The 26,592-nt window shown below is 47.3% G+C and carries 26 protein-coding genes; 9 read left to right on the forward strand and 17 right to left on the reverse strand.

What is annotated here, in order from left to right; translation table 11 throughout:
• Window positions 1-77: 77 nt before the first annotated feature.
• The 4 genes from QUA43_RS21490 to QUA43_RS21505 form a co-directional block, all read right to left on the reverse strand.
• The gene (locus QUA43_RS21490) at window positions 78-2,117 is read right to left on the reverse strand and encodes an acylase (protein WP_333376331.1); all 2,040 of its coding nucleotides are present in this window, start codon (window positions 2,115-2,117) and stop codon (window positions 78-80) included.
• 618 nt (window positions 2,118-2,735) lie between these two features.
• The gene (locus tag QUA43_RS21495; RefSeq protein WP_333376333.1) at window positions 2,736-3,809 is read right to left on the reverse strand and encodes a hypothetical protein; all 1,074 of its coding nucleotides are present in this window, start codon (window positions 3,807-3,809) and stop codon (window positions 2,736-2,738) included.
• 102 nt (window positions 3,810-3,911) lie between these two features.
• A complete protein-coding gene (locus tag QUA43_RS21500) occupies window positions 3,912-5,432 on the reverse strand; it encodes a TonB family protein (RefSeq protein WP_333376335.1) in 1,521 nt (506 codons plus the stop codon).
• A 483-nt stretch (window positions 5,433-5,915) separates the two neighbouring features.
• Window positions 5,916-6,152: a hypothetical protein gene (locus QUA43_RS21505; protein ID WP_333376337.1), complete on the reverse strand. Its 237-nt coding sequence runs from the start codon at window positions 6,150-6,152 to the stop codon at window positions 5,916-5,918.
• A gap of 46 nt (window positions 6,153-6,198) precedes the next feature.
• Between QUA43_RS21505 and QUA43_RS21510 the strand changes: the two genes are divergently transcribed.
• Together QUA43_RS21510 and QUA43_RS21515 are read left to right on the forward strand one after the other, a co-directional pair.
• Window positions 6,199-6,858 (forward strand): MotA/TolQ/ExbB proton channel family protein, encoded by a 660-nt coding sequence (locus tag QUA43_RS21510; protein WP_333376338.1) that lies wholly within the window; start codon window positions 6,199-6,201, stop codon window positions 6,856-6,858.
• Window positions 6,842-7,243, forward strand: coding sequence for a biopolymer transporter ExbD (locus QUA43_RS21515; protein ID WP_333376340.1), 402 nt, complete (start codon window positions 6,842-6,844; stop codon window positions 7,241-7,243). Before QUA43_RS21510 ends, QUA43_RS21515 begins: the two co-directional genes overlap by 17 nt.
• A gap of 236 nt (window positions 7,244-7,479) precedes the next feature.
• Here QUA43_RS21515 and hemL read toward each other — a convergent pair whose 3' ends face one another.
• Window positions 7,480-8,778 (reverse strand): glutamate-1-semialdehyde 2,1-aminomutase, encoded by a 1,299-nt coding sequence (gene hemL, locus QUA43_RS21520; RefSeq protein ID WP_333376342.1) that lies wholly within the window; start codon window positions 8,776-8,778, stop codon window positions 7,480-7,482.
• 351 nt (window positions 8,779-9,129) lie between these two features.
• On the opposite strand from hemL, the gene hisIE reads away from it, so the two are divergent.
• Complete coding sequence (gene hisIE, locus QUA43_RS21525; RefSeq protein ID WP_333376344.1) at window positions 9,130-9,780, forward strand: bifunctional phosphoribosyl-AMP cyclohydrolase/phosphoribosyl-ATP diphosphatase HisIE; 651 nt, start codon at window positions 9,130-9,132, stop codon at window positions 9,778-9,780.
• 126 nt (window positions 9,781-9,906) lie between these two features.
• Here the strand turns inward: hisIE and QUA43_RS21530 are convergent, their stop codons facing one another.
• Window positions 9,907-11,169, reverse strand: a complete 1,263-nt coding sequence (locus QUA43_RS21530) for an MFS transporter (RefSeq protein WP_333376346.1) — start codon at window positions 11,167-11,169, stop codon at window positions 9,907-9,909.
• A gap of 317 nt (window positions 11,170-11,486) precedes the next feature.
• Between QUA43_RS21530 and QUA43_RS21535 the strand changes: the two genes are divergently transcribed.
• Entirely contained in the window at window positions 11,487-11,993 is a 507-nt protein-coding gene (locus QUA43_RS21535) for a hypothetical protein (protein WP_333376348.1), read from the forward strand.
• A 79-nt stretch (window positions 11,994-12,072) separates the two neighbouring features.
• Here the strand turns inward: QUA43_RS21535 and QUA43_RS21540 are convergent, their stop codons facing one another.
• From QUA43_RS21540 to QUA43_RS21555, 4 genes are all read right to left on the reverse strand, one after another.
• Window positions 12,073-12,375 carry a TMEM165/GDT1 family protein gene (locus QUA43_RS21540; protein ID WP_333376350.1) on the reverse strand — a complete coding sequence of 101 codons (303 nt, stop codon included), beginning with the start codon at window positions 12,373-12,375 and terminating at the stop codon, window positions 12,073-12,075.
• Window positions 12,376-12,435: 60 nt separating this feature from the next.
• Window positions 12,436-12,903 carry a TMEM165/GDT1 family protein gene (locus QUA43_RS21545; protein ID WP_333376352.1) on the reverse strand — a complete coding sequence of 156 codons (468 nt, stop codon included), beginning with the start codon at window positions 12,901-12,903 and terminating at the stop codon, window positions 12,436-12,438.
• Window positions 12,904-13,254: 351 nt separating this feature from the next.
• A complete protein-coding gene (gene upp, locus QUA43_RS21550) occupies window positions 13,255-13,905 on the reverse strand; it encodes a uracil phosphoribosyltransferase (protein WP_333376354.1) in 651 nt (216 codons plus the stop codon).
• Window positions 13,906-14,157: 252 nt separating this feature from the next.
• A complete protein-coding gene (locus QUA43_RS21555; RefSeq protein WP_333376356.1) occupies window positions 14,158-14,406 on the reverse strand; it encodes a hypothetical protein in 249 nt (82 codons plus the stop codon).
• Between the two features lie 24 nt (window positions 14,407-14,430).
• Between QUA43_RS21555 and crtH the strand changes: the two genes are divergently transcribed.
• The gene (crtH, locus tag QUA43_RS21560) at window positions 14,431-15,975 is read left to right on the forward strand and encodes a carotenoid isomerase (protein ID WP_333376357.1); all 1,545 of its coding nucleotides are present in this window, start codon (window positions 14,431-14,433) and stop codon (window positions 15,973-15,975) included.
• 156 nt (window positions 15,976-16,131) lie between these two features.
• On the opposite strand, the gene QUA43_RS21565 is transcribed toward crtH, so the two are convergent.
• A complete protein-coding gene (locus tag QUA43_RS21565; protein WP_333376359.1) occupies window positions 16,132-16,572 on the reverse strand; it encodes a pentapeptide repeat-containing protein in 441 nt (146 codons plus the stop codon).
• A 528-nt stretch (window positions 16,573-17,100) separates the two neighbouring features.
• On the opposite strand from QUA43_RS21565, the gene QUA43_RS21570 reads away from it, so the two are divergent.
• On the forward strand, window positions 17,101-20,466 hold the full coding sequence (locus QUA43_RS21570; protein WP_333376361.1) for an EAL domain-containing protein: 3,366 nt from the start codon (window positions 17,101-17,103) through the stop codon (window positions 20,464-20,466).
• 121 nt (window positions 20,467-20,587) lie between these two features.
• Here the strand turns inward: QUA43_RS21570 and sipA are convergent, their stop codons facing one another.
• The 3 genes from sipA to QUA43_RS21585 all read right to left on the reverse strand — a co-directional run bounded on the left by sipA (window position 20,588) and on the right by QUA43_RS21585 (window position 21,484).
• The gene (sipA, locus tag QUA43_RS21575) at window positions 20,588-20,827 is read right to left on the reverse strand and encodes a regulatory protein SipA (protein WP_333058291.1); all 240 of its coding nucleotides are present in this window, start codon (window positions 20,825-20,827) and stop codon (window positions 20,588-20,590) included.
• A 70-nt stretch (window positions 20,828-20,897) separates the two neighbouring features.
• Entirely contained in the window at window positions 20,898-21,119 is a 222-nt protein-coding gene (locus QUA43_RS21580) for a hypothetical protein (RefSeq protein WP_242719660.1), read from the reverse strand.
• Window positions 21,116-21,484: a GIY-YIG nuclease family protein gene (locus QUA43_RS21585; RefSeq protein ID WP_242719663.1), complete on the reverse strand. Its 369-nt coding sequence runs from the start codon at window positions 21,482-21,484 to the stop codon at window positions 21,116-21,118. Before QUA43_RS21585 ends, QUA43_RS21580 begins: the two co-directional genes overlap by 4 nt.
• 205 nt (window positions 21,485-21,689) lie before the next feature.
• On the opposite strand from QUA43_RS21585, the gene rbfA reads away from it, so the two are divergent.
• Together rbfA and QUA43_RS21595 are read left to right on the forward strand one after the other, a co-directional pair.
• Complete coding sequence (rbfA, locus tag QUA43_RS21590; protein ID WP_333376364.1) at window positions 21,690-22,133, forward strand: 30S ribosome-binding factor RbfA; 444 nt, start codon at window positions 21,690-21,692, stop codon at window positions 22,131-22,133.
• A gap of 86 nt (window positions 22,134-22,219) precedes the next feature.
• Window positions 22,220-23,977: a glycoside hydrolase family 3 N-terminal domain-containing protein gene (locus QUA43_RS21595; RefSeq protein ID WP_333376366.1), complete on the forward strand. Its 1,758-nt coding sequence runs from the start codon at window positions 22,220-22,222 to the stop codon at window positions 23,975-23,977.
• A gap of 56 nt (window positions 23,978-24,033) precedes the next feature.
• On the opposite strand, the gene QUA43_RS21600 is transcribed toward QUA43_RS21595, so the two are convergent.
• On the reverse strand, window positions 24,034-24,192 hold the full coding sequence (locus tag QUA43_RS21600; RefSeq protein WP_333376368.1) for a hypothetical protein: 159 nt from the start codon (window positions 24,190-24,192) through the stop codon (window positions 24,034-24,036).
• A gap of 150 nt (window positions 24,193-24,342) precedes the next feature.
• Here QUA43_RS21600 and QUA43_RS21605 point away from each other — a divergent pair, with 150 nt between their 5' ends.
• The gene (locus QUA43_RS21605; protein ID WP_015178688.1) at window positions 24,343-24,576 is read left to right on the forward strand and encodes a DUF4327 family protein; all 234 of its coding nucleotides are present in this window, start codon (window positions 24,343-24,345) and stop codon (window positions 24,574-24,576) included.
• 86 nt (window positions 24,577-24,662) lie between these two features.
• On the opposite strand, the gene QUA43_RS21610 is transcribed toward QUA43_RS21605, so the two are convergent.
• Both QUA43_RS21610 and QUA43_RS21615 read right to left on the reverse strand, forming a co-directional pair.
• Window positions 24,663-25,067 carry a hypothetical protein gene (locus QUA43_RS21610; protein ID WP_333376370.1) on the reverse strand — a complete coding sequence of 135 codons (405 nt, stop codon included), beginning with the start codon at window positions 25,065-25,067 and terminating at the stop codon, window positions 24,663-24,665.
• Window positions 25,068-25,435: 368 nt separating this feature from the next.
• Complete coding sequence (locus QUA43_RS21615; protein ID WP_333376372.1) at window positions 25,436-26,569, reverse strand: ABC transporter ATP-binding protein; 1,134 nt, start codon at window positions 26,567-26,569, stop codon at window positions 25,436-25,438.
• Window positions 26,570-26,592 lie beyond the last annotated feature (23 nt).

Below are 26,592 nucleotides of genomic sequence, written 5' to 3' on the forward strand. Positions count from 1 at the left end.
CCTTCTTCCTTCTTCCTTCTTCCTTCTTCCTTCTTCCTTCTTCCTTCTTCCTTCTTCCTTCTTCCTTCTTCCTTCTGCTAAAGTTTCTGGCGCGAACTCAGGTGAGCTTCAATTTCCGATCGCGATCGCCATACAGGGCGCAATTCTTTGCGAGCAAAGAGCTGCCACTGATCGCCTGCGTGGGGCGAACCAGGTTGAGTGGCGTTGCCGTAACTGTTTAGCGCCATCGCTTTCACCGGATTGGAGAACTCAATCGCAGCGACAAAAGAATCGCCCGCAACCGCTTGAAAGCGATCGTCCTTCCCAGGAGCGAACCAGACTGAGCGAAATACACCCAAAGCACCGTCAGCTCCATTTGCAGGCAGATTCGCCTCCCCAGGCAATCGGAAGACTTCCCCCCATGCGACATCTAACGCGCCATAAGTTAGCTCAACTTTGGTTGCTGTCGCTTCCAGCACCCGCACCGCCTCCGCAGGATTTGCCAACCCGTCTGGCGTCGTTAGTGGCGCATCTTCGCTCCAAGGTTTAGCGAATAACTCATTAGCATCCATCGCTTGTTTCCAAAAGGCAAACAGCACCGCACCACGACTTTTAGCATCGACTTTGCGATCCCAATTCGCGAGAACTTCTGCAGCGCGACGCGCTTTTTCACTGCCTTGCCGTGCTATGGGAATTAAATCATCGAGGAGGCGATCGGCGAGTTCTACCTGAGTGGAATGTTTGTATTGCATCAATTCATCGAAAGAGATTTTTGCATCTTCTAAGAGCATTTTTGCCGATCGCTGCGATCGCAAATCCATCGGGCCGCGCGGTGCCATGTAGGCGGGATAATTATCGGGTGCGATCGCGCTGGGAAACGTCGTCGTCCAAGGCGGATCGTTGGTATTTTGCAACCAACCGCTGGGCGGATCGACAACGCGCGGCAAATCCGCATAGGGATGATTTTTGCTCCACAAAGTCTCTGACGTATCGCCTGGGATTGTGTCTGACCAGTATTTAAAATCTCCGTTTTTGCGAATGGGGACTTGACCGTTAAACAAGTGCATGATATGCCCCTCACGATCGGCATACATGACGGTAAACATGGGAATTTCTAAGCGCTTTAAAGCAGCCTCAAATTCATTGAAATTCCGGGCTCGTGCCATATCCCACCACTCTTCTAAAGCACCGGACTGTTCGAGTCCGACAACGCGCAGGGCGATCGCTTTGCCCTGTTTTTCTGTGAGAATCGGCCCGTGAACAGAACGCCGCACTACTAGAGATTCCGATCGCAAATTCCCATTCTTTTCTTTGACTTTTAAAACCTTCTCTTCCCTGTCAAAACTGCGGATTTTGCCATCGAAGCGATAGCCATCGTTAGCTAGGGGCAATTCGTAGGCATCCCAGCCATCGTGAGTGTTGACAGTATGAGTCCATCCCAAGTTGTCATTAAAGGCGATCGTTAATACAGGAAATCCGACGAGAGTCGCTCCGTAAGCGTTAATTTCTGGGGCAACCAGTTGTGCTTCGTACCATAAATATAAATCCGACCAAGGAAGGTGAGGATTTGCCAATAGCATGGCATTGCCGCTTTCAGAACGCGAAGGAGCGATCGCCCAACCATTAGAGCCTTTGGGAGTGTCATTTCCAGCGATATTTTCAACGCGATCTGGCTCGACTATAAAAGTAAAATTGATGACACGTTGCTCGTGTGCCAATACATCTGCCGGTTTGAGGGGCAATGCTATCTTTAATTCTTCAGTGAGCGCCTCTGGGTGTTCTTTTGCATAGGCATTCATTCCGCCAACAAAAGCATCGAGATAGTTGCGAAAAATGGGATTTTGTGCTTCATACCACGCATTGGCGCGATTAGGAATTCCCATAGTTTGCACCCAGCGATCGGATTCCAGATAATCTTCGCCCCAAAACTCGGCAGCTTGCCCGCGAGCTTGTCCGTAAAGACGTAAAATTAGATCACCGTGACTTTGCATCTGCGCCCACCCAAAAGCGTAGAAAAGGCTTTTAGTATTCTCTCCATAAATATGTGGAATTCCATAGGTATCCCAAAGAATTTGATTGCCGATTTGAGGCGAGGATTGAACCCCATTATTTAGAAGCAAAACAACAATCAAACTCATTAATAACGAGACAATCCGCCGGCCTTGTTTTTTTAGTTGTAGAAACACTGGAAATTAATTGGCTAGGGTTAAACTGAGACATTGCAGCATTTTCAACAAGCTGCACGAACAAAACGCCGAGGATTTAAATCCCTTTTATGGAGAACAAGGGAGAAAACTATAGCAATCCTAAATCATTTGTGAATTTCTTACTCCCTCCCCTTGATAAGGGGAGGGTTGGGGTGGGGTAAAAAGTTTACGACTCCTGCAAGAATTGCTATATACCAAATCCGATGCCCAAAAAGCTAACCTATCTGCGTCCATCTGCGTCCATCTGCGGTTAAAAAAATAACCCCTCTTCGAGCAATCCAGAAAATCCGAAAAAAGACCCTGTGTAAATCGGATCTGGTATTGAAAAGCCCTCCCCTAGGCTCACCAAAGTGAAAAGCGGTATATAGCAATCCTAAATCATTTGTGAATTTCTTACTCCCTCCCCTTACTAAGGGGAGGGTTGGGGTGGGGTAAAAAATTTACGACTTATTTACGATTGCTATAAAAGCCGGTGTGCCGGCTGTAAAGCGCATTAATGTCATTGGTGAGGAGGGGGGAAAAACAAGTAGGGCAAGATAGGTTATAAGGTTATTTTTTAATTTGACCCTGTTGCCAATTTCCTTCTACTTTCGTTCCATCTGCATAAATGTAGGAACCTTGCCCGTGTTTCTGCCCGTTGAGGAATTCACCTTGATAGCGATCGCCATTGGCGTAAATGCAAGTACCTTTGCCGTTGAACTGACCCTCGCTAAATTCGCCTTCGCAGCGATCGCCATTCGCAAAAACGTAAACTCCTTTCCCGCTCATCTTACCCTTGACAAAAGTGCCTTTATAGCTATTTCCATTGGCGAACTCACGGACACCTTCACCACTAAATTCTCCATTGTCAAACGGCCCTTGATAACGTCCCCCTTCTTTAAAAGTAAACAACCCCTGACCTTGAAGGTTGCCCTTCACAAACTCTCCTTCATAGCGGTTGCCGTTCGGATATTCGCGAACCCCTTTACCGTGAAACTGCCCTTCACTAAATTGCCCCTCATAACGGCCTCCTTCAGCAAAAGTATAAATTCCCTGCCCGTGAGGTAGATTATTCAGCAACTCTCCTTCGTAGCGGTTCTTGTTAGCATATTGACAGACGCCTTTGCCGCTAACTTTTCCTTCTTTAATATCTCCTTCGCAACGAGTGCCATTACTGAACGTAAAAGCCCCGCGACCGCTGGGAGAACCATTGGTAAAAGAGCCTTCGTAACGAATGCCGTTAGTTGAGGTAAAAGTGCCTGTACCGTCGAACTCACCGTTTTTAAAAGTGCCTTCGTAGCGGTTGCCGTTAGCAAATTCGCGGACACCTTGACCGTTGAATTCACCATCGGCAAATTCTCCTTGGTATCGCCCTTCTTCTTTAAAGGTATAGATGCCTTGACCGTGAGGTTTGCCGTTGAGAAATTGGCCTTCGTAGCGATCGCCGTTGGCATATTGACAAATGCCGGGGCCGCTGAGTTTTCCTTCACTCAATTCTCCCTCGCAACGTCCGCCATCGGGTAAAGTAATTACTCCTGCCATTGCGCTGTGAGGGTTGGCAAACAACAAAGCCATTCCCAAGTTGGAACCAAGTAATAGAGCGAGTCCAACTCGCTGAAGTTTACTTAATATTGCTGACGACATTCCCAAATTCATAATTCACAAAAAATTTAACTTTTAACTTTGCTATTCCTTGCACGGTGCTATAGAATTCCCAGCCAAATTGCTAGAGTTTCAAAAAAATCCCTAGTCAGTGAGCCGGAAGGTAATGGATGCTCTTTCTCCTTGAATGCCACTCTCTGATGAGGCAAGTTTCCATTTTTCTACTGCTTTAATCGCTGCCTTATTCAAGTCGTTGTATTTGCTAGGAGTCGAGATCTTGATGTTGAATGGCTTACCGTTGGGGTCAATGTCAAACACGACTTCCACTTCGCCTTGCCGCCCTTCTTCTCTGGCTGCGCTCGGATATTCAGGTCTACCGCAGCTAATGCAAGTGTCGGGAAGCCGACCGGAAGGGCCTGAAGGACTCCTCCCTCTTCCTGGATTTGTCGGTTTCGGCACTGGCCCGGAACCGCTGCCAAATGGGCCTGACGAACCCCCGCCACCATTTCCACCTCCACCGGGTGATGAGTTGGACGCACTTCCAACCGGGCTACCAGAGGAGGGGAGGTTTCCTACATCTCCGATCGCACTTCCAGAATTGCCGCCACCTCCTGGCCTGGTGGCGGTGACTGGCGAACCCGCCCCAGACGTTCGGGCCGATCGCCCCGAACCAGCCGCAAATGGCTCATCAGAAGGTATGTTGCCATTTTCGCTGGCACCGGATGGTGAGTTGGACGCACTTGCTCCGGGGCTATCAGAGGAGGAGGGGTTTGTGAGATCCCCGATCGCACTTCCAGAATTTCCACCGCCTCCTGGCCTGGTAGCTGTGACTGGCGAGCCAGCCCCGGGCGATCGCTGTATGGGCCCGGAAGAAGGATTTAATGGCTCTGAGGAAGGCTCCCCGCTACCCGCCGAAGCAGATGACGAAAGCGGGTTATTTTTTTCAGGGCTGTCGGAGGAGTTGGGATTTCCAGCATCTTTTGTAAAGTCTGGGAGACTCGCAGCACCCTTGGGGCGGGAGGCGGTAACGGGTGGTTCGCTTTTTGGAGGATCGGGCGAAGGGGTTTCGGGTTCCTTGGCGATCGGAGTTTTAGGAGTTTCTGGGGAATTGAAATCCTGTTGAGGTGCGGGGGAAGGCTCCACAGGAATTGGTGGCGGAGTTTCCGTTAAGGGCAGCTCTTTCTTAATCTCTGGTGGTGGCGTTACCGCTACCGGCTGCTCCTCTGGAATCGGCGGTGGCGTTACCGCTACCGGTGGCTCCTCTGGAATTGGTGGTGGCGTTGCCGCTACCGGTGGCTCCTCTGGAATTGGTGGTGGCGTTGCCGCTATCGGTTGCTCCTCTGAAATTGGTGGTGGCGTTGCCGCTACCGGTTGCTCCTCTGGGGGAGTTGGCTCTGGTAGCGTTTCTGGTTTGAGCGTCTCAGGTGGGGGAGATACCTTTTCTGGAATCACCGGCTCTGGCTGGGTTTCCTCTACTGTGGGCTCATCAAGCACAACAATTTCAATTGCATCCTCTTCAAATTCAGCAGGTTTGACCAACTTGAGGCTCAACGGCAGCGCGACACCGTGCAGTAAGGTTGAGGCTAACAGACTGATCGCCAGAACTTTTTTGAGAGCTTCTTCTTGTTGTTGTCTTTGCGTCGCCGAAATATTTGAAAAACTCATGCCTTCTCACTCTCCTTTATGGATGGCAACATCCTCGCTGGCTCCCCGACATAACCCAAAACAAGCTACCAATAGCCTGTTGAGCTTGCTATCAATGATGAACCTACCCATCCTATAAGAAGACTGTCACCCTGTTCAAGACTCTTGCAATTAATTTTCATTATTTAATTTTTAGATTCCGACTAGAGGCTACCAATCAGCATTTCTTTTGGGGGCGTCTACTTTGCTCTTATGGGCGGTGTCAATGTTCTGATTCTGGCAGGGCAAGGTTCCAAGATGCCTTAACTGCAATACTCTAGACCCTAATCTACCAACAAATTTCCACATTCTCAAGCTTTTCATAAAAATCAATTAATCAGTCAGATCGAGTTTATATGTTCAATTTATAAATAATAGTTATGTAAAGGTGTGGCTCATGACTTGACAAACCCTGAAGTTTGTGAAAACCTAGTTGAGAATCTTTTAAATTATTGAAGATTATTGTCAAGTCCTAACGCAAATATTTAGCAAAGAAGCACTGGCAGAACAATCTGTCGCGATCTCGATCGGGATCGCAGTAGGAGCATTTTGGGTACAGACGAAGATAGTCACATACAGGTAGTGCGTTTGTGCGATCGCGATCGCGCTTGCGATCGCGCTTGAGTGAAACAATTCGCAGTCTGAATCACTTATACCGACTTGACGCAGAAACTCTACCAGCCTTCGGGCTAATTGCACCATTAGGCAGCTTGCGATCATTCAACAGAGCTAGCGAGAGTACAAACCAATGGATAGTCTCATTTACATTTTTCGCGCTGCAGGCATTGTTGCTTGGCCGCTGTTTGCCTCGTCAATCGCAGCAGTCGCGCTGATCATAGAGCGTCTTGCCTTTTGGTTTAGGGTAAATCGGCGGCAGCGGCGAGTCGTGCGAGAAGTGCTACAGCTTTACAGCCAAAACCCCGATTCCGCCATCAAAAAGTTACAAGTAAACAGCGATTTGCCCCTGGCCCGGATTTTTTTAGAAGCTTTAGAATTAGACTGCCCCAACATCGAAGAATTTCGTTTGGCCCTAGAGAGTGGCGCTCAGGCAGAAATCCCCATCCTGAAGCGATTCAATACAATATTTGACACCATTATCAGCCTTTCCCCACTATTTGGGTTGCTCGGAACTGTTTTAGGGTTAATTACTACCTTTAGTTCTCTCAAACTGGGGAATGCCACGGGCACCAATGCCGCAGGCGTTACTTCTGGGATTAGCGAAGCCCTCGTTTCTACAGCAATAGGGTTAGTTGTGGCAATTTTTACACTCTTATTTGCCAATATGTTTCGCGGGTTTTACTTACAGCAGATTGCTTTTATTCAGGAAGCTGGAGGTCAGCTAGAGTTAATGTACCGTCACCGCTACGAAAAACTACCAAGAGAATCTAATTATGCGCCTACCCGATGAACCTGATAGTATTCCCCAGATTAACATCGTGCCAATGATTGATGTGGTCTTCGCCATATTGACGTTTTTAATTGTTTCCTCTCTGTCTTTATCCAAATCCGAGGGTTTGCCCGTAAATTTACCGCAAGCATCAACCTCTCAAGTTCAGGACTCGCCTGCTAAAATTACCGTCACCATTGATGCTAATGGAAAATTAATGGTTGATAAAAAGTTAGTCAACTTAGACCAGATTGAGAGTACGGTGCGACAGGTGATGGGGTCAAATCAGAACTCATTAATTGTGTTGAATGCGGATAAAAGCGTCAATCACGGAAATGTTGTGGAAGTTATGGATCGACTACGCCGAATTAAGGGAGCTAAGTTAGGGATTGCTACCGCAAAGTAGAGAGTTCCTATAATTACTAATTTTTAATTTCCTCACAGCCTTAAACAGGAATTACCCCGTGCAGATTTACTAAAAAAGCCTGTAAGCCTGATTAAAAGCTAGCCCTGAATAGTCTGTATGATTCAGGAATTTATTTGATAAAGCAGTTAAAAATTAAAGTCCTTACTGCCAAAAAACAGCAAGGACTTTAATTATTTATTCCTGAGTAGTAAGGACGAATGTCCTTACTACACACGTTAAATACTTGCCATCACTTCACGCGCTGCAGCCAAAGTTCGATCGATATCTTCGTCAGTATGAGCCAAAGAAGTAAATCCAGCCTCAAACTGCGAAGGAGCCAGATAAATACCGTGCTCCAACATTCCCCGATGAAAGCGGCTGAACTTCGTCAAATCCGACTTCTTCGCATGATCGTAATTGTGAACAGGGCCAGCCGCAAAAAACAAGCCAAACATCCCGCTAATTTGCCCACCACAAGCAGCGTGTCCGGTTTCCTTAGCAATTTTTAGCAATCCGTCAGAGAGTTTTTTGGTAATCTTATCCAACTGTTCGTAAGTGCCGGGTTTTTGCAGCAATTCCAAAGTCTTAATCCCAGCAGTCATCGCCAAAGGATTTCCCGAAAGCGTACCCGCTTGATACATCGGCCCAGCAGGAGCCACCATCCCCATAATATCCCGCCTTCCCCCGTAAGCTCCCACCGGCAAACCGCCACCGATAACTTTACCCAAAGTAGTCAAATCCGGGGTGACACCGAATCTTTCCTGAGCTCCGCCGTAGGCGATGCGGAAACCGGTCATTACTTCATCAAAAACTAACAAAGCACCGTTATCTTTAGTAATTTCCCGCAAACCTTCGAGAAAACCTGCATCCGGGGTAATAAAACCGGCATTCCCCACCACTGGTTCGAGAATTACGCCTGCTATCTCGCCGGGATTTTCGGCAAATAAAGCTTTGACTGCTTCTAAGTCATTGTAGGGAGCGTTGAGGGTATTGGCAGTAGTGGCTTTCGGGACGCCCGGGGAGTCGGGAAGGCCCAGAGTTGCGACACCGGAACCGGCTTTTACCAAGAACATATCGGCGTGCCCGTGATAGCAGCCTTCAAATTTAATCAGTTTATCGCGTCCGGTGAAAGCTCGCATCAGCCGCAAAACCGCCATACAGGCTTCGGTGCCGGAGTTGACAAATCGCACCATTTCAATGCTGGGAACGGCATCGATGACCATTTCGGCGAGTACGTTTTCCAACAGCGATGGTGCGCCGAAACTCGTACCTTTTTCTAAAGATTCGTGCAGGGCTTTGATGACTTCCGGGTGGGCGTGGCCGCAGATAGCCGGGCCCCAAGTGCCTACGTAGTCAATGTATTGGTTTTCGTCAACATCCCAAATGTAGGCTCCTTTTACCCTGTCAAAGACGATGGGCTGTCCGCCTACGGATTTGAAGGCGCGGACGGGGGAACTGACGCCACCTGGCATCAACTTCTGGGCTGCGGCGAAAATTTCTTCTGATTTGGTCGTTTTCAAGGTTGTGGAAACCAATGTTTTCTCCTTAGTGAAGGTCTGTTGTTGGTAGAATAATTTTATAGCCAGTTCAACATAAAGGTTAGGTCGATTCAAGGAAACTATTCTAGTAGATTTTAGGGTAGAAACCAATCAGTAGCAATACTAGCTTGGGTTTTTTAGGCTTTGTCGCACTAGCACCGTGAAGCGAAGCTATTCCGTAGGGAATCGCCCTAAAATGTAATTTTTTGTAAAATAGTTCTTGACAATTTAGCCATCACTTGGTTAATCTTCTCTCTTCCTCTGCCTCCTCTGCGTTCTCTGCGGTTAATAAAAAAACAATCTCCGACAGGAAAGCGTTAATCTATATTACCAAGTTGAAATAAAATTATGTCTACTACTGATTTATCGAGTTTGAGCCGATCGATCCCAATTGAAAAGATTCGTTACGACGATCGCGGTTTAGTACCGGCGATCGTCCAAGATTATTTGGACGGTACGGTGTTGATGATGGCATGGATGAGCCGGGAGTCGCTGCAAAAAACCCTGGAAACCGGCCAAACTTGGTTTTGGAGTCGTTCTCGTTCCGAATTGTGGCCCAAAGGCGCGACTTCGGGACACGTTCAAAATGTCAAAGGGCTGCGTTACGACTGCGATAGTGATGCTTTGTTGGTGACAGTCGAACAAGTCGGAGATATTGCTTGTCACACCGGAGAAAGAAGTTGTTTTCACCAAGTTGACGGGGAGATTTCACCGCCGCCTGGGGATATGTTATCTCAATTATTTGAGGTAATTTGCGATCGGCGCGACCATCCTAACGAAAGTTCTTATACTTGCAAATTGTTCGAGGGCGGCGACAACAAGATTCTCAAGAAAATTGGCGAAGAGTCGGCGGAAGTTGTGATGGCTTGCAAAGATGACGACAAAGAGGGGATCGCTGGAGAAGTCGCGGATTTATTTTATCACGCTTTGGTTGCTTTGGCTCACCATCAAGTTGATTTAAGAGCAGTTTACCGCAAATTGGGCGATCGACGAAAATAAATTAGTTATTGGTTATTGGGCATGGGGCATTGGGCATGGGGCATGGGGCATTGGGCATTGGTAGCATCAACAAAAGACTAATGACTAATAACTAATGACTGGTGACTAATGACTAATGACTAATAACTAATGACTGCTATTTTTCAACATTCGATCGAGCTTTTGCAAAATAAAAATAGCCGCGCCCACACTCAAAGCCAAACCCAACCAAAAAGTATCTGCCGCCCATTTACCTCCATCCAAAGCCAAACCGCCCAGTGGCGGCCCGATTAAATAACCGATCGCCCAACACTGAGAACTAACGGCCAAATACACGCCCCGCAAAGACTCTGGCGCTAAATCCACCACCAAAGCCGAAGCAAAAGGCGTATAAGCAACAGTCGCCACCGACAAAAAGCTCAAGCCTAAAACAGCTAAAAATAGATTGCCAGTTGCAGCCATTCCCGTCAAGCCGATCGCGATAAATCCCATTCCCCATAGCAGCGCAGAAATCATCAAAGCTTTCGGATGGGAAAACCGCCTCAAAGCTTTAACAATCGGCAATTGCAAAGCCACAGTTAAAAACGTGCTGAAAGCAAACAAAACCGTAATTGTACCTGTAGAAAAGCCTTTTCCCGATGTCCCTACCGCGACAAACTTGCTAAAGTACAGCGGCATTGTGGTTTGGATTTGGGAAATATATAATGTGAACAGGGTATTTACTAAAGCATAAACTAGAAGACTGCGATCGCTCAGCGCCACCATCCAGCCATTTTTTAGACTTTTTTTGCCTATATCGGCTGAATTAGCTGGTTTGTAGGTTTCGGCGATCGCGATCGCAACTACTGCAAACAGCACTAAAAACGAGATACCATCAATAATAAAGAGCGATCGATAATTCCCCGTTACCGCAATCAACAAACCGCCCAAAATAATCCCAACTTGCAAACCCAAATTATCAGCAAGCCGCGTCAAAGCAAAAGCCTCCTGTCGCTGTTCGCCCTCAGTTAAATCCGCCACCATTGTCTCGGTTGGAGGCCAATACAAACCCACACCCAAACCCATCAGTAAATTGCCCGCAATTAAGCCAGCGAAATCATTAGTCGCCGCCAGTACAAAAGAAGCCGCCGCCGCTATTATTGTCGCCAGCAGTAAAGTTCGGCGCCTTCCCCAAAATTTAGAATCGCAAAAAGAACCGCCCAAAATTCTGCCCAAAATTCCCGAAACTGAACCGCTACCCAAACCAATCCCAACAGCAGTAGCAGATAAACCGACGCGATCGACAAAAAATATCGGCGCGTAAAATAAAGTAAAACCGGTGCCGCTTTGCGAGAGGAATCTGCCGGCGGCAAGAATCCAGACTTGAGGGGGGAGACGGGGCAACCAAGAGGATAATTGAAATTTAGGCATATACACTTAAATTAGGAGTTATTTCTGGACGCAGAAACCTGGTTTTTTATAAAAAATACGTTACGGTTTTTAATCAGGGTCAAAAACAGATGTCTTTGGTCGCAGTGCATAAGTCCTATGAGTAATTATTAATTTATTCCGTACTTTTTCCGAATTAGTATTAATTAACCGAGGTGAGGACAAACATAAGTGAGCTTAACAATTCTTCAGCGTCTGTTACACAACATTTACCATTAATTTAAAAATACTTAACACGATTTGAGAAAAAAGTTAGTTAAACTCTAGAAAAGGCAGAAGAAAATTTTAGAGGGAATTATATGACAGCTATTACAACATCAAGAGTGGAATCAATCAAACCGCGCTGGCAAGCAATTGTCATGGTTGCCCTAATTTTCTGGCTCAGCGTTAGCCTAATTTTGGATCTAGTAATTATGCCCAGTCTCTACGTATCTGGCATGACGACATCTCCCGAGTTTGCAACGGCCGGGAATTTAATGTTCTGGGGATTCAACCGCGTTGAGTTAATCTGTTCCGGCCTAGTGGCAACGGGTTTGATGGTTTTAAGCAATTTAGTCGGTGACTTCGGCAAGCGCAGCCGCACAGCAATTTTATTATCATTGGTACTTCTGGCGATCGCCCTGATTGACACCTACGCCCTGACACCCCAAATGAGCGCCTTGGGAATGCAGCTAAATCTGTTCGATTCCGCAGCAGAAGTGCCCGGCGGGATGAATCTACTGCACCAAGGCTATTTTGCATTGGAAGCGCTGAAGTTGGCTGTCGCCGGTACGCTGCTAGGCTGGTGCTATCAAAACCAAGTTTAATCAACGATAAAAATTAGGAAACGGCAGTGCCGTTTCCCTACAATGAATTGGGGTAGGGAAACGGCACTGCCGTTTCCTCTTATTCGGATTCTTCTGACACATCAGATAATTCAGATTTTGGCCACAGCAGGCGCAAGCCCATCACCGCAAATCCGATCGCCGCGAGCCCCTTTACCAGTCGTTCCGGCAACACTTCTGCCGTGCTGAAGCCAATGCCCACGCCGATTAAACTCGCCAGCAACAGCGCCGACGCCGTACCGAAAAATACAGCCCGCGGTGAGTTACAACTACTGCCCAGGGCGATCGCAGCTAATTGACTTTTGTCTCCTAATTCTGACAAAAACACTGTAATAAAACTGATTCCCAAAAGTTGCCAGTCCATGTTTTTTTAGTTCTTAGTTAGCTATTGTAGAAATCTAGGACTTACCGACAAGGCAGACAATTAACTCAGCACTTCCCACAGCAGAACCGCCGAAATCGCCAGTAAAATCACTCCGGCTGCTCTCTCCAAAGTTCTCGGAGCAATCCGACTAGCCAGCCACCTTCCCAGCAAAACTCCCAGCAAACTGGTTGCTATCAAAGCCGAACCCGCACCGGCAAACACAATCCAAGGATTTCGAGATTCAGCCGTCATCAGCAAAATCGCGAGCTGAGTTTTGTCTCCAATTTCAGCTAAAAAAATAGTTGCAAAAGTCGAAGCAAAAATTGCCCAGTGCTTGGGCTTCAGTTTCTTTTGTTCCTGACAAATATCGGGAGTTACAGTCACTGAGAGTTCAGCGGGCTCCGGGGTTAAAGCAGCACAAATCTCAGTAACCTCTTTTATTTGTAGTTGTACCTGTTGTGGCAAATCATAATTGAGGTTTACTGAGTCAGAAGCAGACAAGCTTGGCGGAACAGAATCAAGTTTCACGGGCAATGAGTGCTAAACGCTATTTATTTTTGACTTGTACTTTTGATTCTAACTTTCTCTGTGCCTGCTTTTACCAAACCAGGGTCATCTTTTTCCCCGGAGATTTCAGCAACCCATTCCTGGAGCCACTCACCGCACCCAACAAGGGATACAAGCCCCCAGATTTATCTGTCGAGTCAATCTCAAATCTCAAATCTCAAATTGACTGACTGACCACGAATTTCTTGATGGTACCCGCCACGTGATTTATCCGTGGAATCAATCCCAAATCGAAAATCCTCAAGCCCCCGCATTTATCCGTGGGGTCAATCTAAAATCTAAAATCTAAAATCTAAAATCGATTGACTTGCTTCATGTGCCGTAAGTTCGATCGCCCGCATCTCCCAAACCAGGTACAATAAAGCCCTGTTCGTTGACGATTTCGTCGATCGTGGCCGTATAAATAATCAAACTCGGGTACTCTGCACTCAGCCTCTTCAAAGCCGGAGGAGCAGCCACCACAGATATAATCCGAATCAAGTTTGGGTCAATTCCCCGTGCAGTCAATTCCTGCATAGTCGCTATAATCGTCCCGCCAGTCGCCAGCATCGGCTCGCTAATTATCACCCGCGTTTCCGGGTTAAACTGCGCCGGCAATTTGTTCAAATAACAAGTCGGTTGCAGCGTCTCCTCATTTCTTGCCATGCCGAGGTGGTAAACCGAAGCCAGCGGTACAACCGTCTGAATTCCTTCCAGCAGTGCCAAACCCGCCCGCAAAATCGGTACCACAACTAACGGAGCTTCCGGGTTGATAAAAGTCGCCGGACATTCTGCCAAAGGCGTCTGCACCGTTGTTTCCACTGTCGGCAGCCATTCTCGAATCGCCTCGTAAGCCAGCCACCTTCCCAATTCTGTCATCGCAGAACGAAAAAGTACCGAGGGAGTGGCGGCGTCGCGGGCAACAGCCAGCCAGTGCTTAATTAATGGATGTGGAGGAACGTAAACGCGCAGTTGCAGGGACATTAGGAAATTGGGGAGATTGCTAGGTGTGAGGGATTTTATGCGGTGCGATCGATCTTCTTCGTTGGCGTAGCCCCCGTAGGGGCGGGCTTCGCCAACCGGCGATCGATCGCTCTGTGCAACTTATCACATCCTTGAGGGCGCATACAAGCCAGAGATTGAGTTAGAACCCATTCGCCGATCGACCTCCATCAGCTTATTGAAATATTTTTCTAATAGTATTGACATAAATTAGCAACAAGGCTATAGTAATTTTTAGTGTTCTCCTCTCAAAGGATCGACAGACGGGGGCAGTCGGCAATGGTAGACTGTTCCCGCATTTTTTTTGCGAAGCAGGGGCATCGGGCATCGGGCATCGGGCATTGGGCATTGGGCATTGGGCATTGGGCATTGGGCATTGGGCATCGGGCATTGGGCATCGGGCATTGGGCATTGCCGAACTTCGGTCTTCTTGACATCCGTTGCCGAACTTCTTGCTTCGGGAGCGATCGACTGTAAAATCATAGAAATATTAAGATTTTTAACCGAATGTCAGCTCCTACCCAATCCCAGTTATTTTCTCCCAACTCCCGCCCAACAGAGCAAGAGTTTGATGTAATTGTCATCGGTTCCGGCATTGGTGGACTGGTGACAGCCACCCAGCTAGCCGCTAAGAAAGCCAAAGTTTTAGTGCTCGAAAGCTATACAATTCCGGGGGGTAGCGCGGGATATTTCGATCGAGAAGGCTACAGATTCGATGTCGGCGCCTCCATGATTTTTGGTTTCGGACAGCGGGGCACCACCAACCTCCTCACCCGCGCCCTGAAAGCAGTCAACGTCACCTTAGAAACCATTCCCGACCCTGTACAGCTTCACTATCACTTACCCAGCGGCTTGGAACTTGAAGTTCCCCAGCCTTATGACAAATACTTGCAAGAATTAACTGACAGGTTCCCTCACGAACGCGAAGGAATCCACAAATTTTACGGCGAATGCTGGAGCGTCTTCAACTGCCTCAACGGCATGGAATTGCTATCCCTAGAAGAACCTGGATATCTCGTCCGAGTCTTTTTTCAGAATCCTTTAGCCTGTTTGGGATTAGTAAAATATCTGCCTCAAAATACTGGCGACATTGCGCGGCGCTACATAAAAGACCCTACTTTGCTGAAATTTATCGACATGGAATGCTACTACTGGTCTGTAGTACCTGCCGACTTGACCCCGATGATTAACGCCGGAATGGTATTTTCCGACAGACATTACGGTGGCATAAATTATCCCAAAGGCGGAGTCGGTCAAATCGCCCAAAAATTAGTAGAAGGATTAGAAAAATGCGGCGGGCAAATTCAATACAAAGCTAAGGCTAAAAAAATTATCACAGAAAACGGCCGCGCTGTCGGAGTCGAGCTAGCAACCGGCGAAGTTTACCGGGCAAAGCGGATAGTTTCTAACGCCACGCGCTGGGATACTTTTGAGAAATTGCTGCCCGCAGAAGAGATGCCCGCTAGCGAGAAAAAATGGCAGCAGCGCTATCAAAAAGCCCCCAGTTTCTTGAGTTTGCATTTGGGAGTCGAAGCAAGCGTAATCCCTGCTGGTAGCGCCTGCCACCACATTTTGTTAGAAGATTGGGACCAAATGGAAGCGGCGGAGGGAACTGTTTTGGTGTCAATTCCGACGGTGCTCGACCCGGATTTAGCTCCCGCAGGATATCACATCGTTCACGCTTTTACTTCAAGTTGGATGGAACAGTGGGAAGGACTTTCCCAGCAGGAATATGAGGATAAAAAAGAAGAGGCGGCAGGGAGAATTATTGAAAGATTAGAAAAGATTTTTCCCGGTTTAGATGCCGGTTTGGATTATATGGAAGTTGGGACAGCGCGTTCTCACCGCCGGTTTTTGGGGCGCGAAGACGGAACTTACGGGCCGATTCCGCGACAGAAGCTAATGGGTTTGCTGGGAATGCCCTTTAATCGAACTTCTATGCCTGGTTTGTATTGTGTGGGTGACAGTACGTTTCCCGGACAGGGTTTAAATGCGGTGGCATTTTCTGGGTTTGCTTGCGCGCACCGAATTGCGGTTGATTTGGGTTTTTAGTGGTAGTGGTAGGCTAGGGTGCGTCAGATTGTTCGCTTGAAATACGACATAAAATGTCAGGCTCCGGGGCAGCCTACAAAAAGACTAAAAACCCGGTTTCTGGGGAGAAACCGGGTTTTTAACTCAAAATTGGTGTTTTCCATTCTTTTAACGAGTTTACTGGTCGTAGCTGCCGCCGACGCCGATTTGGGTATTGTAGATTTTGGCATCAGTGATGGTCATATCTTGCATTGATGCACCGGATACGTCAGCGGTGTTAATGATAGCTGCGGTCAGATTTGCCCGATCGAGGTTTGCGTCATTTAAACTGGCATTAGTCAGAAAAACTGCGGTTAAGTTAGCACCCGTCAAGTTAGCACCCGTCAAGTCAGCACCTTCGAGGTTTGCCTGAGATAGGTTTGCTCCTCGTAAATTTGCTTCTCTCAAATCAGCACCAATTAAATGAGCTCCCGTTAAATCTGCTCCCGACAAGTCGCACTTAAAACATTGCCCGGTTGACAATAACTGTTCGACGTGAACCGGATTTTCAGCGCGAGCCGGGCCGCCCAATAGTAGGGGAGTAATTAAAAAAGTAGCGGCTAATAGATTGCGTTTCATAATCCTTTTTCCTCACAGACTCTGTATTCAAGTTCTTGTCTTGATATCTACAATCTTACCACGGTTGTTTTCGCAAGTTGCGATCTAATTCACACATTGGCTGTGATATCGATTGCCCTCAACAACGCATACATGGTATCGACCAGCTTGCAAAACAAAATTTCGCAAAACTTAACACTGCCGAACTTAATACAGTGCCTTTTTGTAGTAACCTTTTCTAGGTTAGCCCGGATAGCCAACAGATGCGTCTTTCTGAAGATGGAGATGCTTCGCAATGCTATGGATGATTTTAGCTGCATCTTATCGCAAAAAGTTTACAAAAAATACCTTGTTTTTAATAAAAGTGTCACGAGACAGAAAATTTAATTTAAAATAAAGATAAGCTTATAACTTTATAGGTAGAGGAAAAGCAGTCACAGGCCCGATCCCCAGCCCAAGCTCGGCTGCATTTTTAACAATAAATTTTAATTAGGTCTCAGCAGCGCCGTAAAAATCCACCTAGTGCTTGGAAATCAGCACTTTTTTGGAATGTCGCAGAGTCCACGCGATCGCAAAACTCAATTAAATATGCTCAAAAACGATTCATCCAAGTATTTGCCAACCTTAGCTCAAGTAATTGACCGCTACCCCTTGACAGTGGCGCCCGATACCCCACTAGCAGAAGTAATTACCCTGATGGGCCAACGGCGCCCAAGTTGCTCTCTAAACGCAGCCATTCCACCAACGGATATCTATCAGCAACTAACAGAAATCGCAAATCCTCCCACCTCAAGTGCATTCAGAGACGCGACAGGTATCTGCGTCTTTGTCGTAGAAAAATCACTCTTAAAATTATCCTCGCCCTCTGCTCCACCTTCTCAATTGCAAGGAATCTTCACAGAAAGGGATCTTGTCGATTTGATTGCCTCGGGCAAAAACTTAAAAGGTGTCACCATCGCAGAAGTGATGAGGCAGCCTGCAGCAACTCTGACAAAATCCGAGACTCAAGACATTTTCAGCGCCCTAATTCTGCTGGGGCAACGAAGAATTAAGCATCTGCCAATATTGGATAGTGAAGGTCAACTATTAGGAGTAATTACGCCGGAAAGCATTCGCCAAGCCATGCTGAAACCGGCAAATATCTTAAAAATGCGCCGCGTGAAAGAAGTAATGACCGCACAAGTCATTCAAGCACCTCGCTCCGCGTCAGTTAGGAGTTTAGCTGAGTTGATGGCGCAACACCGCGTTAGCTGCGTAGTAATTACCGAATCAACAGAATTATCGATGGATTTACCGTTCCCCATTCCAGTAGGTATAGTCACAGAACGGGATATTGTCGAATTTCAAGCTTTAGATATAGATTTGTCGAAAACGATCGCCCAAACAGTGATGAGTACCCCTTTATTTAGCCTCAAGCAAGAAGACTCGCTGTGGGTAGCTCATCAGGAAATGCACGAGCGTTTAGTCCGCAGGTTGGTAGTAACGGGGGAACGCGGAGAACTCCTGGGAATAGTTACTCAAACCAACATACTGCGCGTACTTGACCCGATGGAAATGTCCGGGGCGATCGATGTTCTGCACGATTCAGTGGCAGAAAGAACTAGGGAATTGGAAAAAGCGATCGCCTCCCTCAGCTTGACTAACGCCAGACTAGAAAGCGAAATTGCTACTCGCGTTAGGGCCGAGGCAAGACTCCACCTTTTAGAATCTGCTGTAGTGCACGCTAACGACGCAATCGTGATTATGAATGCGGGAGACAGCGATATCTCCGACCCCACCATCATCTATGTCAACGAAGCTTTTACCCAAATGACGGGCTACCTACCCGAAGAAATCATCGGACAAACGCCCAGTTGCTTGCGCGGCCCAGAAAGCGACCCCACCCAGGTTGCTAAAATTCGCCGTGCTTTCTCTCGCCGAGAACCTCTACGTCTGGAATTGATTAACTACCGCAAAGACGGTTCAACTTATTGGGTGGAACTCAACAGCGTACCCATTGCCGACACCTCCGGGAACGTTACCCACTGGGTGTCGGTGCAGCGAGATATTACCGATCGCAAGCGCATGGAACAAGCATTTTTTGAAGAAAAAGAACTCGCTCAGGTTACTCTACAATCGATCGGCGATGCTGTAATCACTACTGACCCCGACGGCTGCATTTCCACCCTGAATCCAGTTGCCGAAACACTCACGGGTTGGTCTACATTGGAAGCTAAAGGTTGGCCCCTCCCCAGCGTGCTGAGAATAGTTGACGAAACTACCAGGCGGCCGATCGAAAATATCGCCGAAATTGCTTTGTGCGAAGGTCGGATTGTTGACCAAGGACACAACAGCTTGCTGATTGCCCGCAACAACACCGAATTTGCGATCGACCACTGCGTCGCCCCCATCCACGCTAGCAGTGGGGAAATTGTCGGCGCCGTCGTTGTGTTCCGAGATGTCACCCAAGTGCGAACTCAAGCGCGGCAACTCACCTGGCAGGCAACTCATGACCCCCTGACGCAATTAGTCAACCGCCGGGAATTTGAGTACCAGCTAGAGCACGCCCTACACGGCGCTCAAGGTTACGGGCAAGAACACGTGATGCTTTACCTGGATCTCGATCGCTTCAAAATAGTTAACGACACCTGCGGTCATGCTGCAGGGGACGAACTGCTGCGCCAAGTCAGCCAGCTATTTAAAAGTCATATCGGCAAAACCGATATTTTGGCACGTCTGGGTGGCGATGAATTTGCCGTACTCCTGTACCACTGTCCCGTCGAACGAGGATTGAATGTTGCTGAAACGCTGCTGCGAAGCATTCAGGCATTCCGCTTTGCGTGGCAGGACAAAACTTTTTCGATCGGCGTCAGTATCGGTTTGGTAGCAATCAATCCCAAAACAGCATCCACATCGGCGATTTTGAGCGCGGCCGATATTGCCTGTTACGCTGCTAAAAATAAAGGCCGCAACCGGGTGCAGATTTATCAAGCAGGCGATCAAGAATTAATTAAACAGCACGGCGAAACGCAGTGGGTGGTGCAAATTAATCAAGCTTTAGAAGAGAATCGCTTTTGCTTGTACTCTCAGCCGATCGTACCTTTGCTGAACTCTCCAACCACCGGAACCCACTGCGAAATCCTGCTGCGCCTCCAGTTGGAAACTGGTCAGGTGGTGTCGCCGATGGCGTTTATTCCGGCGGCAGAACGCTACAACTTGATGCACGCGATCGACCGCTGGGTAATTCGCACGTTATTTAGCAATTTATCTAAAATTTTCACGGCAAATTTATTAGTCCAAAACCCCGAAGTAGACAGCGATAAAATAGTTACCTTCCCTGCTTGCTCTCTTTTGTCTGATCGGCAATCGTCATTTGGCAAATATCCCAACCTTTATTCAATCAACCTTTCTGGGGACAGCCTCAACGAAGAAAAGTTTATCGAGTTTATTCAGGAACAGTTTTCTATCCATCAAATACCGCCGCAAATAATTTGTTTTGAAATTACCGAAACCGTAGCGATCGGTAATCTCAGTAAGGCAGCCAGCTTGATTTGGCAACTCAAGGAACTAGGCTGCCAGTTTGCCTTGGATGACTTCGGCAGCGGGATGTCTTCCTTTGCTTACCTGAAAAGTTTGCCTGTTGATTATCTCAAAATAGACGGCAATTTTATCAAGCATATTGTCGATAATCCTATTGATATCGCCATGGTGGAAGCTATTACCAAAATCGCTCACGTCATGGGAATTAAAACTATTGCCGAGTATGTTGAAAATCAAACAATTATGGATAAACTCAATGAACTTGGGGTAGATTACGCTCAAGGTTATCATTTGGGAAAGCCTCAACCTTGTAACTTCACATCTCCTATTTTAGAGGATTTTTTGGGGGAGTTTCCTGTTAATTCGTTGGCTTTTGAAGCTAAGTTGGCTTGTTGAAGAAGGAAGTTCGGCAACGAGCAAGCAATAGGATTTAACCGATTTAAGGGAGAGATGTTGAGGGAACAAGGAAAAGGGAGATGTTAAGTTGCGATCTCAATTCCCCACTCCCCTTTTTCCATTACCCATTACCTTCTACAATTGTTTCCGCTGCTTCAATGTACTGACTGTCTAACAGAAAAGCACCTTTTTCAAAGCGAATTCCCCAATAATTGCCGGGACGCCGATCGATCACAACGCCTTCAGCGCCGATCGCAATTAAATTCGCAGGCCGCAGCATCGGCATCGGTTCGGCAGTTTTGACGTAAGGTGGCATCGCCACAACTCGGACTTTTTGACCGATTGTAAATTCTTTTTCCATGAGTTTTATTCCTTTTGGCGATCGGCATAATCTAATCGTAACTGGGAGTGCGATCGAGAGCGATGAAATTTTAGACAGTATCTTTCATGCGTTTAGCCAACAAACAATCCTCAAAGCTAAAGGATTCTTCGTCTAAAAAGCTGGAGATTGCCATTTCGATCGCGGCTTCGAGAGAACATTCAAGTTCAGCGGACTTGGACAAGAGGGCAGCTTTTATATAGTCAGGCAAATAATCGACCAACTGATGAATAGCTTCTGGAGAAAGGTGTTGCGTGGCGATTGTTTGATTCATAACTCTCTGGGGATTTTAACGTTGTAGGGAGGGTTGCTGGCTTGGAGGATGAGGGTTTCTAATTCATATGATAACCCCGGTCTTTGCCATTGGTTGAGAGTGACGAAGGCAATCCTTACTTCGTCTGGATTGTAGCGATCGAGCCAGCCCCACAGAAAGGCTTTATGTCCGTTGCGAAGTCTGTCTCGCAAGTTTTTGGCTTTGCCAATGTAAAGCAATCCTTCGGAGGAATGCCGAAATGCGTATAAACCTACTCTGGTAGGAATGGTATCAAAGTCGCGGCTGAGGGGTTGACATTGCTGGAAGGGGGTGAATGCAAGGGTGTCGAGAATTTGGCGGGCTTCTTGTTGGATAGAATCGGGCATAATGAAAGGCGATCGTATTTGCCAGATTTTATATTGAGCGATCGCAAAAGTAGCAAATTGGGCAAGTTTATGTCATTATTGGCTGCGCGCTGCAATCTCAAATCCTAATTTCCCCCCCGATCGCCCGTAACACCCCTGACCGATCGCGCTACAATTGTCAATCGGGATGAAAATGGCTGATTAGGAAAGTAGAGGAGTAGGTGTTATGGCTACAAGTCGTCGCATTGAGCGTGTAGCTTCAATGATTAAACGGGAAGTCAGCCTGATGTTGCTGAACGGCATTAAGGACGATCGGGTAGGTGCGGGTATGGTTAGCGTTACCGACGTAATTGTTTCTGGAGACCTTCAGCATACAAAAATTTTTGTCAGCATCTACGGTACTGATGAGGCGAAGGCTGAAACTATGGAAGGTTTGAAATCTGCTACTAGCTACGTCCGCAACCAGTTGGGCCAACGGGTGCAACTGCGGCGGACGCCGGAAGTAGTATTTCTTGAAGACCGTTCTTTAGAACGGGGCGATAAAATGTTGATACTGCTGAATCAGCTTTCTGCCGATCGCAAACCGGGTATGTTTGATGACGAAGAATTGGCCGATGGCAATGAAAATGATGATGATGATGATGATGATTTAGAAGCAGACGAGGATTAGTGTCTGAAGGTAGTCAACAGCCCAAAGTCAACAGCCCAAAGTCAACAGTCAACAGTCAACAGTCAACAAACAATTCCTAATTTCCCATGATTGACAATCTTTCCTTACCAGAACTGGTGGCCCAGATGTTCGTGGTGCGCGCTTCTGGCTGCTTGTTCGACCACCAAATTCGCTATCCCGAATGGGAACCAACTGCCAGCAAACTCCGCTATTATCTGGAAAATTTGGGCGTCGGTGGGGTGATTTTGGTCGGGGGAAGTGCTGCGGAGTTGGCAGTTCGATCGCACCAATTGCAGTCTTGGGCCAAGTTTCCGCTGCTGCTGGCCGCTGATATTGAGGAAGGTGTCGGCCAGCGGTTCGCGGGGGCGACTTGGTTCGGGCCGCCGATGGCAATTGCCGAAGTGGCGCGGCACGATGCAGGTAAAGCCGATCGATATGCTGAACAAATGGGCGCTGTCACTGCGATCGAAGCTAGGGCGATCGGTCTCAATTGGATTCTCGCACCAGTGGTTGATGTTAACAACAATCCCGACAATCCTGTGATTAACGTCCGCGCTTTTGGCGAGACACCGGAAATTGTCGGGAAATTAGCCGCTGCGTTTATTCGAGGTGCAGGTGAGCACCCGGTTTTGACTACAGCTAAGCATTTTCCCGGCCACGGAGACACGGCGGTTGATTCTCACTTGGAATTGCCGGTTTTGCCGCATTCCCCAGGGAGATTGGCCCAGGTTGAGTTGCCTCCTTTTGTTGAGGCGATGGCGGCTGGGGTCGATGCTGTGATGAGTGCTCACTTGCTGATTCCGGCTTGGGATGCGGAGTGTCCTGCTACTCTTTCTCGCAAAATTTTGATTGGGAAGCTGCGAGAAGAGTTGGGATTTGAAGGTTTGATTGTGACGGATGCTTTGGTGATGGGTGCGATCGCCAATAAGTACGGCGCTAATGAAGCTGCTGTTTTGGCTGCTGAGGCTGGTGCTGATGTTTTGCTGATGCCGCTTGACCCGGAAGGGGCGATTCTTGCTGTCTGCGAAGCGGTCACTCAAGGGCGGCTTTCTATATCACAAATCAAGGAATCTGTCAAGCGCATTTGGAAAGCGAAAATAAAGGTGGGTTTGCCGATTTCTGACCCCCCCCAACCCCCCCTTGCTAAGGGGGGGAGCAAGAATTTAGAATCGATTTCTGACCCCCCCCAACCCCCCCTTGCTAAGGGGGGGAGCAAGAATTTAGAATTGATTTCTGACCCCCCCCAACCCCCCCTTGCTAAGGGGGGGAGCAAGAATTTAGAATCGATCGACTCGATCGACTTAAGTTTGCTGGCAAATCCTGATGCCAGGGCAACTGCTGCCGATATTTTGCGAGATTCTTTGAAATTTGGCGGCAATCTACCTTTGCAGGTTGCAAAACCCCCAGAAAACCAGGTTTTGCGGAATTTGATTGTTGTAGATGATGTTTTGGGGTGCGAGTTTTTGGGCAACCACACTCCGGCGATTGCCCTTCCCGAACAGTTTGGTTACGAATTGCAACTGATTGACGATCGCACAGGGGCGATCGCTGATAATACAGGTGCAGAGCATTTTTCTCCGACACTGCTGCAAATTTTCATTCGCGGCAATTGCTTCCGAGGCAGTGCTGGTTTGACCCAAGCAGCTCAAGATTGGTTTAAGAAATTATTAAAAACGGGAGAACTGCAAGCTGTGTTAATTTACGGCAGTCCCTACGTTTTAGAGCAATTTTTGCCACACTTGCCTCCGAGTCTTCCTTATGTATTTTGTTTTGGGCAGATGCCGGCAGCGCAATCTCTCGTTCTAGAAGTGCTATTCGGCATTGACGGAACTGGTAATGCTTGAGTTGCCCGACTTCTGAATCTTTCCTTTGCTGCTTGCTGGGGGAGGAGTTAAATTCATCAACCCGGTTTCTCGCGACAAATTCTGCCTTTGGTGGCGAAGTATCCAGAAACCGGGAATTGGACGCGGGTTCCTAAGTTCTCAATAGAGATTTCCAGCAGATCCGCCTGCTTGTGGGGACAATGTGCTGCTTCTCCACATCCTAAGACAGATCTCATCACTTATTGATAATTCGTATAATTTATTTTTATTTACGACAGTGAATTGTATAGCTGTATACGGACAAAATTTAACTTCCATATTCGTAAGTTTGGACTATATTATTACCAGGGCCATAAAATTTTTTAGTAAAACATTGAGGGCGCATTATGATTCACTCCACTATTCCCCAAATCCAATACTCTTTAGATGTGATCCAAGATGAAGCGCGTCACCTAGTCCACGAGGGCGTGCTGAGCCGCCAACAGCCTATATACACGCTTTGCCAATTCATTCCGCCTCGGGAATGGGCCTGTGTAGAGTGCGAATTAGAAAAATGCGACTTCTTGCTGCGCGATCGCATCGCCGACCTGATCGGTTCTGAACAATGGGACAATGACTAAAGTTTTGTTCTCTTAAATAAGTTTGCAAATAACTTTGCAAGTAAGTTGGCAAGTAAACTCCGGCTGTGTTAAAGACTCTTGATTCTTTAATACTGGGAATTTTCGGCGCGCAAATTTTCCAACTCGGCCCTCAGCGCTGCCATGTGTGCAGTTAATTCTTGAATCTCTAGCTTTACGTTAGGCTGTACAACCGACTCGGGAGGAGCATCAGTCGCTGCATCTGATTGCTTGGGCGAGACAGATTCGCTATCTGCATTCTCCCGATCGCCCGGTTGAGAGAAAATAGTATCTACAAAATTCCGGGCTTCTCGCTCAGTCATTTCTCCTTTCTCCAGCAGCTCATCGGCTAGCTGGCCAAAATCTGACTTCAGTTTGTCAAGATTTTCTTCTCGCTTCAGAGGATCTTGCAATGTTTCAATTAAAAAGGAAGTTGCACCTAAAGTTAGGTGAAATCCTGTTTGCAGCATTTGAGGCAGGTTGTCGGGATTCATCTAAAAATGCCGCTAGAACGTTTTTCTGAGTTTTTGGTTCGCTAGTTGCTCCCAAGTCGGGGCGTAAAGCCGCTTCTTAGCGCGAAGATGCTGGCGTTGTGGGTCGCGATCGCCCCGATTCAGGAAATATCAGCTTTTGGGGAGACGTTTTGCCGTTGTGCCAATACTAATCGTATCATTACTTCGTAAATTAATAAATGTCAAGTGTAAACTTTTATAACTAAGAATCGAGACTTTCCCACTGGAAGGCTCAGTCTATTTTAGATTTTAGATTTTAGATTTTAGATTTTAGATTGAACAGGACTTAGGCACTGCGACTAAAAAAAACCGGCGGCTGATTACCCGTGCGTAAGTCCTGTTCAATCCAGTTAAGGATACAGCGCCTCACCTGTGGAAGGGTCAAATATAAATAGTCGATCGAAGTCAAGCTGTACCGTCAGCCGATCGCCCGATCGCAAGCGAACACTCGCAGGTATTTGTAGCTGTACAGTAGTTTCAGCGCTCAACAAAGGCAAACTAGCCCGAATTAAAGTTTCTCGCCCCAGAGGTTCCACTACTTTTACCTCTACATCGAGAGGAACTTTTTCTAAAGCCCAAACATCGCTTTTCAAATCATCATCTTCTACTGCTTGTGGGGTAAAGATTTCTATATTTTCTGGACGGATGCCCAAATCAAATCCTTGTCCTTCTCTCGCCTGCAATTTTTTCTGAATTGAGGGCGGACAGGCTAAAGCTTGATTTCCTATTTGAAAGGAGTCGTTAGTATATATTACAGGCAAAATGTTCATGGCGGGATTGCCTAAAAATGTGGCAACCATGCGGTTAGCTGGTTTGGCATAAATGCTTTGCGGGTCTCCAATTTGTTGAATTTTTCCCCCATTTAAGACTACAATCTTATCAGCTAAAGTCATCGCTTCCACTTGATCGTGGGTGACGTAAATTGTGGTAATTCCCAGCCGTTGATGCAGTTGTTTGAGTTCTGCTCTAGTGTCGTCTCGTAGTTGAGCATCGAGGTTAGAAAGCGGTTCATCTAAAAGAAATACTTTCGGTTCGCGGGCGATCGCCCTTCCCAGTGCTACGCGCTGCTGCTGTCCGCCTGATAGCTGTTTGGGCTTACGCTTGAGGAGATGGTCGATCGAGAGCGATCGGGCGACTGTTTCGACTCGTTCTTGGATTTTAGTTGGGTCAACATTCCGCATCCGCAATCCAAAAGCCAAGTTTTCTGCGACAGTCATGTGCGGGTAAAGCGCGTAATTTTGAAACACCATTGCAACATCCCGCTGTCTCGCCGGAATGTTGTTAACTAAATTATCTCCGATGTAAAGATTACCGGAAGTGGCGGTTTCTAAACCTGCAATTGTCCGCATAATTGTGGATTTCCCGCAGCCGGATGGCCCGACTAATACCCAAAATTCCCCGTCCGGGATTTTGAAGCTGATGTTTTCGATCGCGGTGACGTTTTGGTAGCGTCGGGTAATATTTTCTAAGCGAACATTTGCCATTTGTTAGTAGTTATTGGTTATTA

The sequence above is a fragment of the Microcoleus sp. N9_B4 genome, from assembly GCF_036701635.1.
Taxonomy (GTDB): domain Bacteria; phylum Cyanobacteriota; class Cyanobacteriia; order Cyanobacteriales; family Microcoleaceae; genus Microcoleus.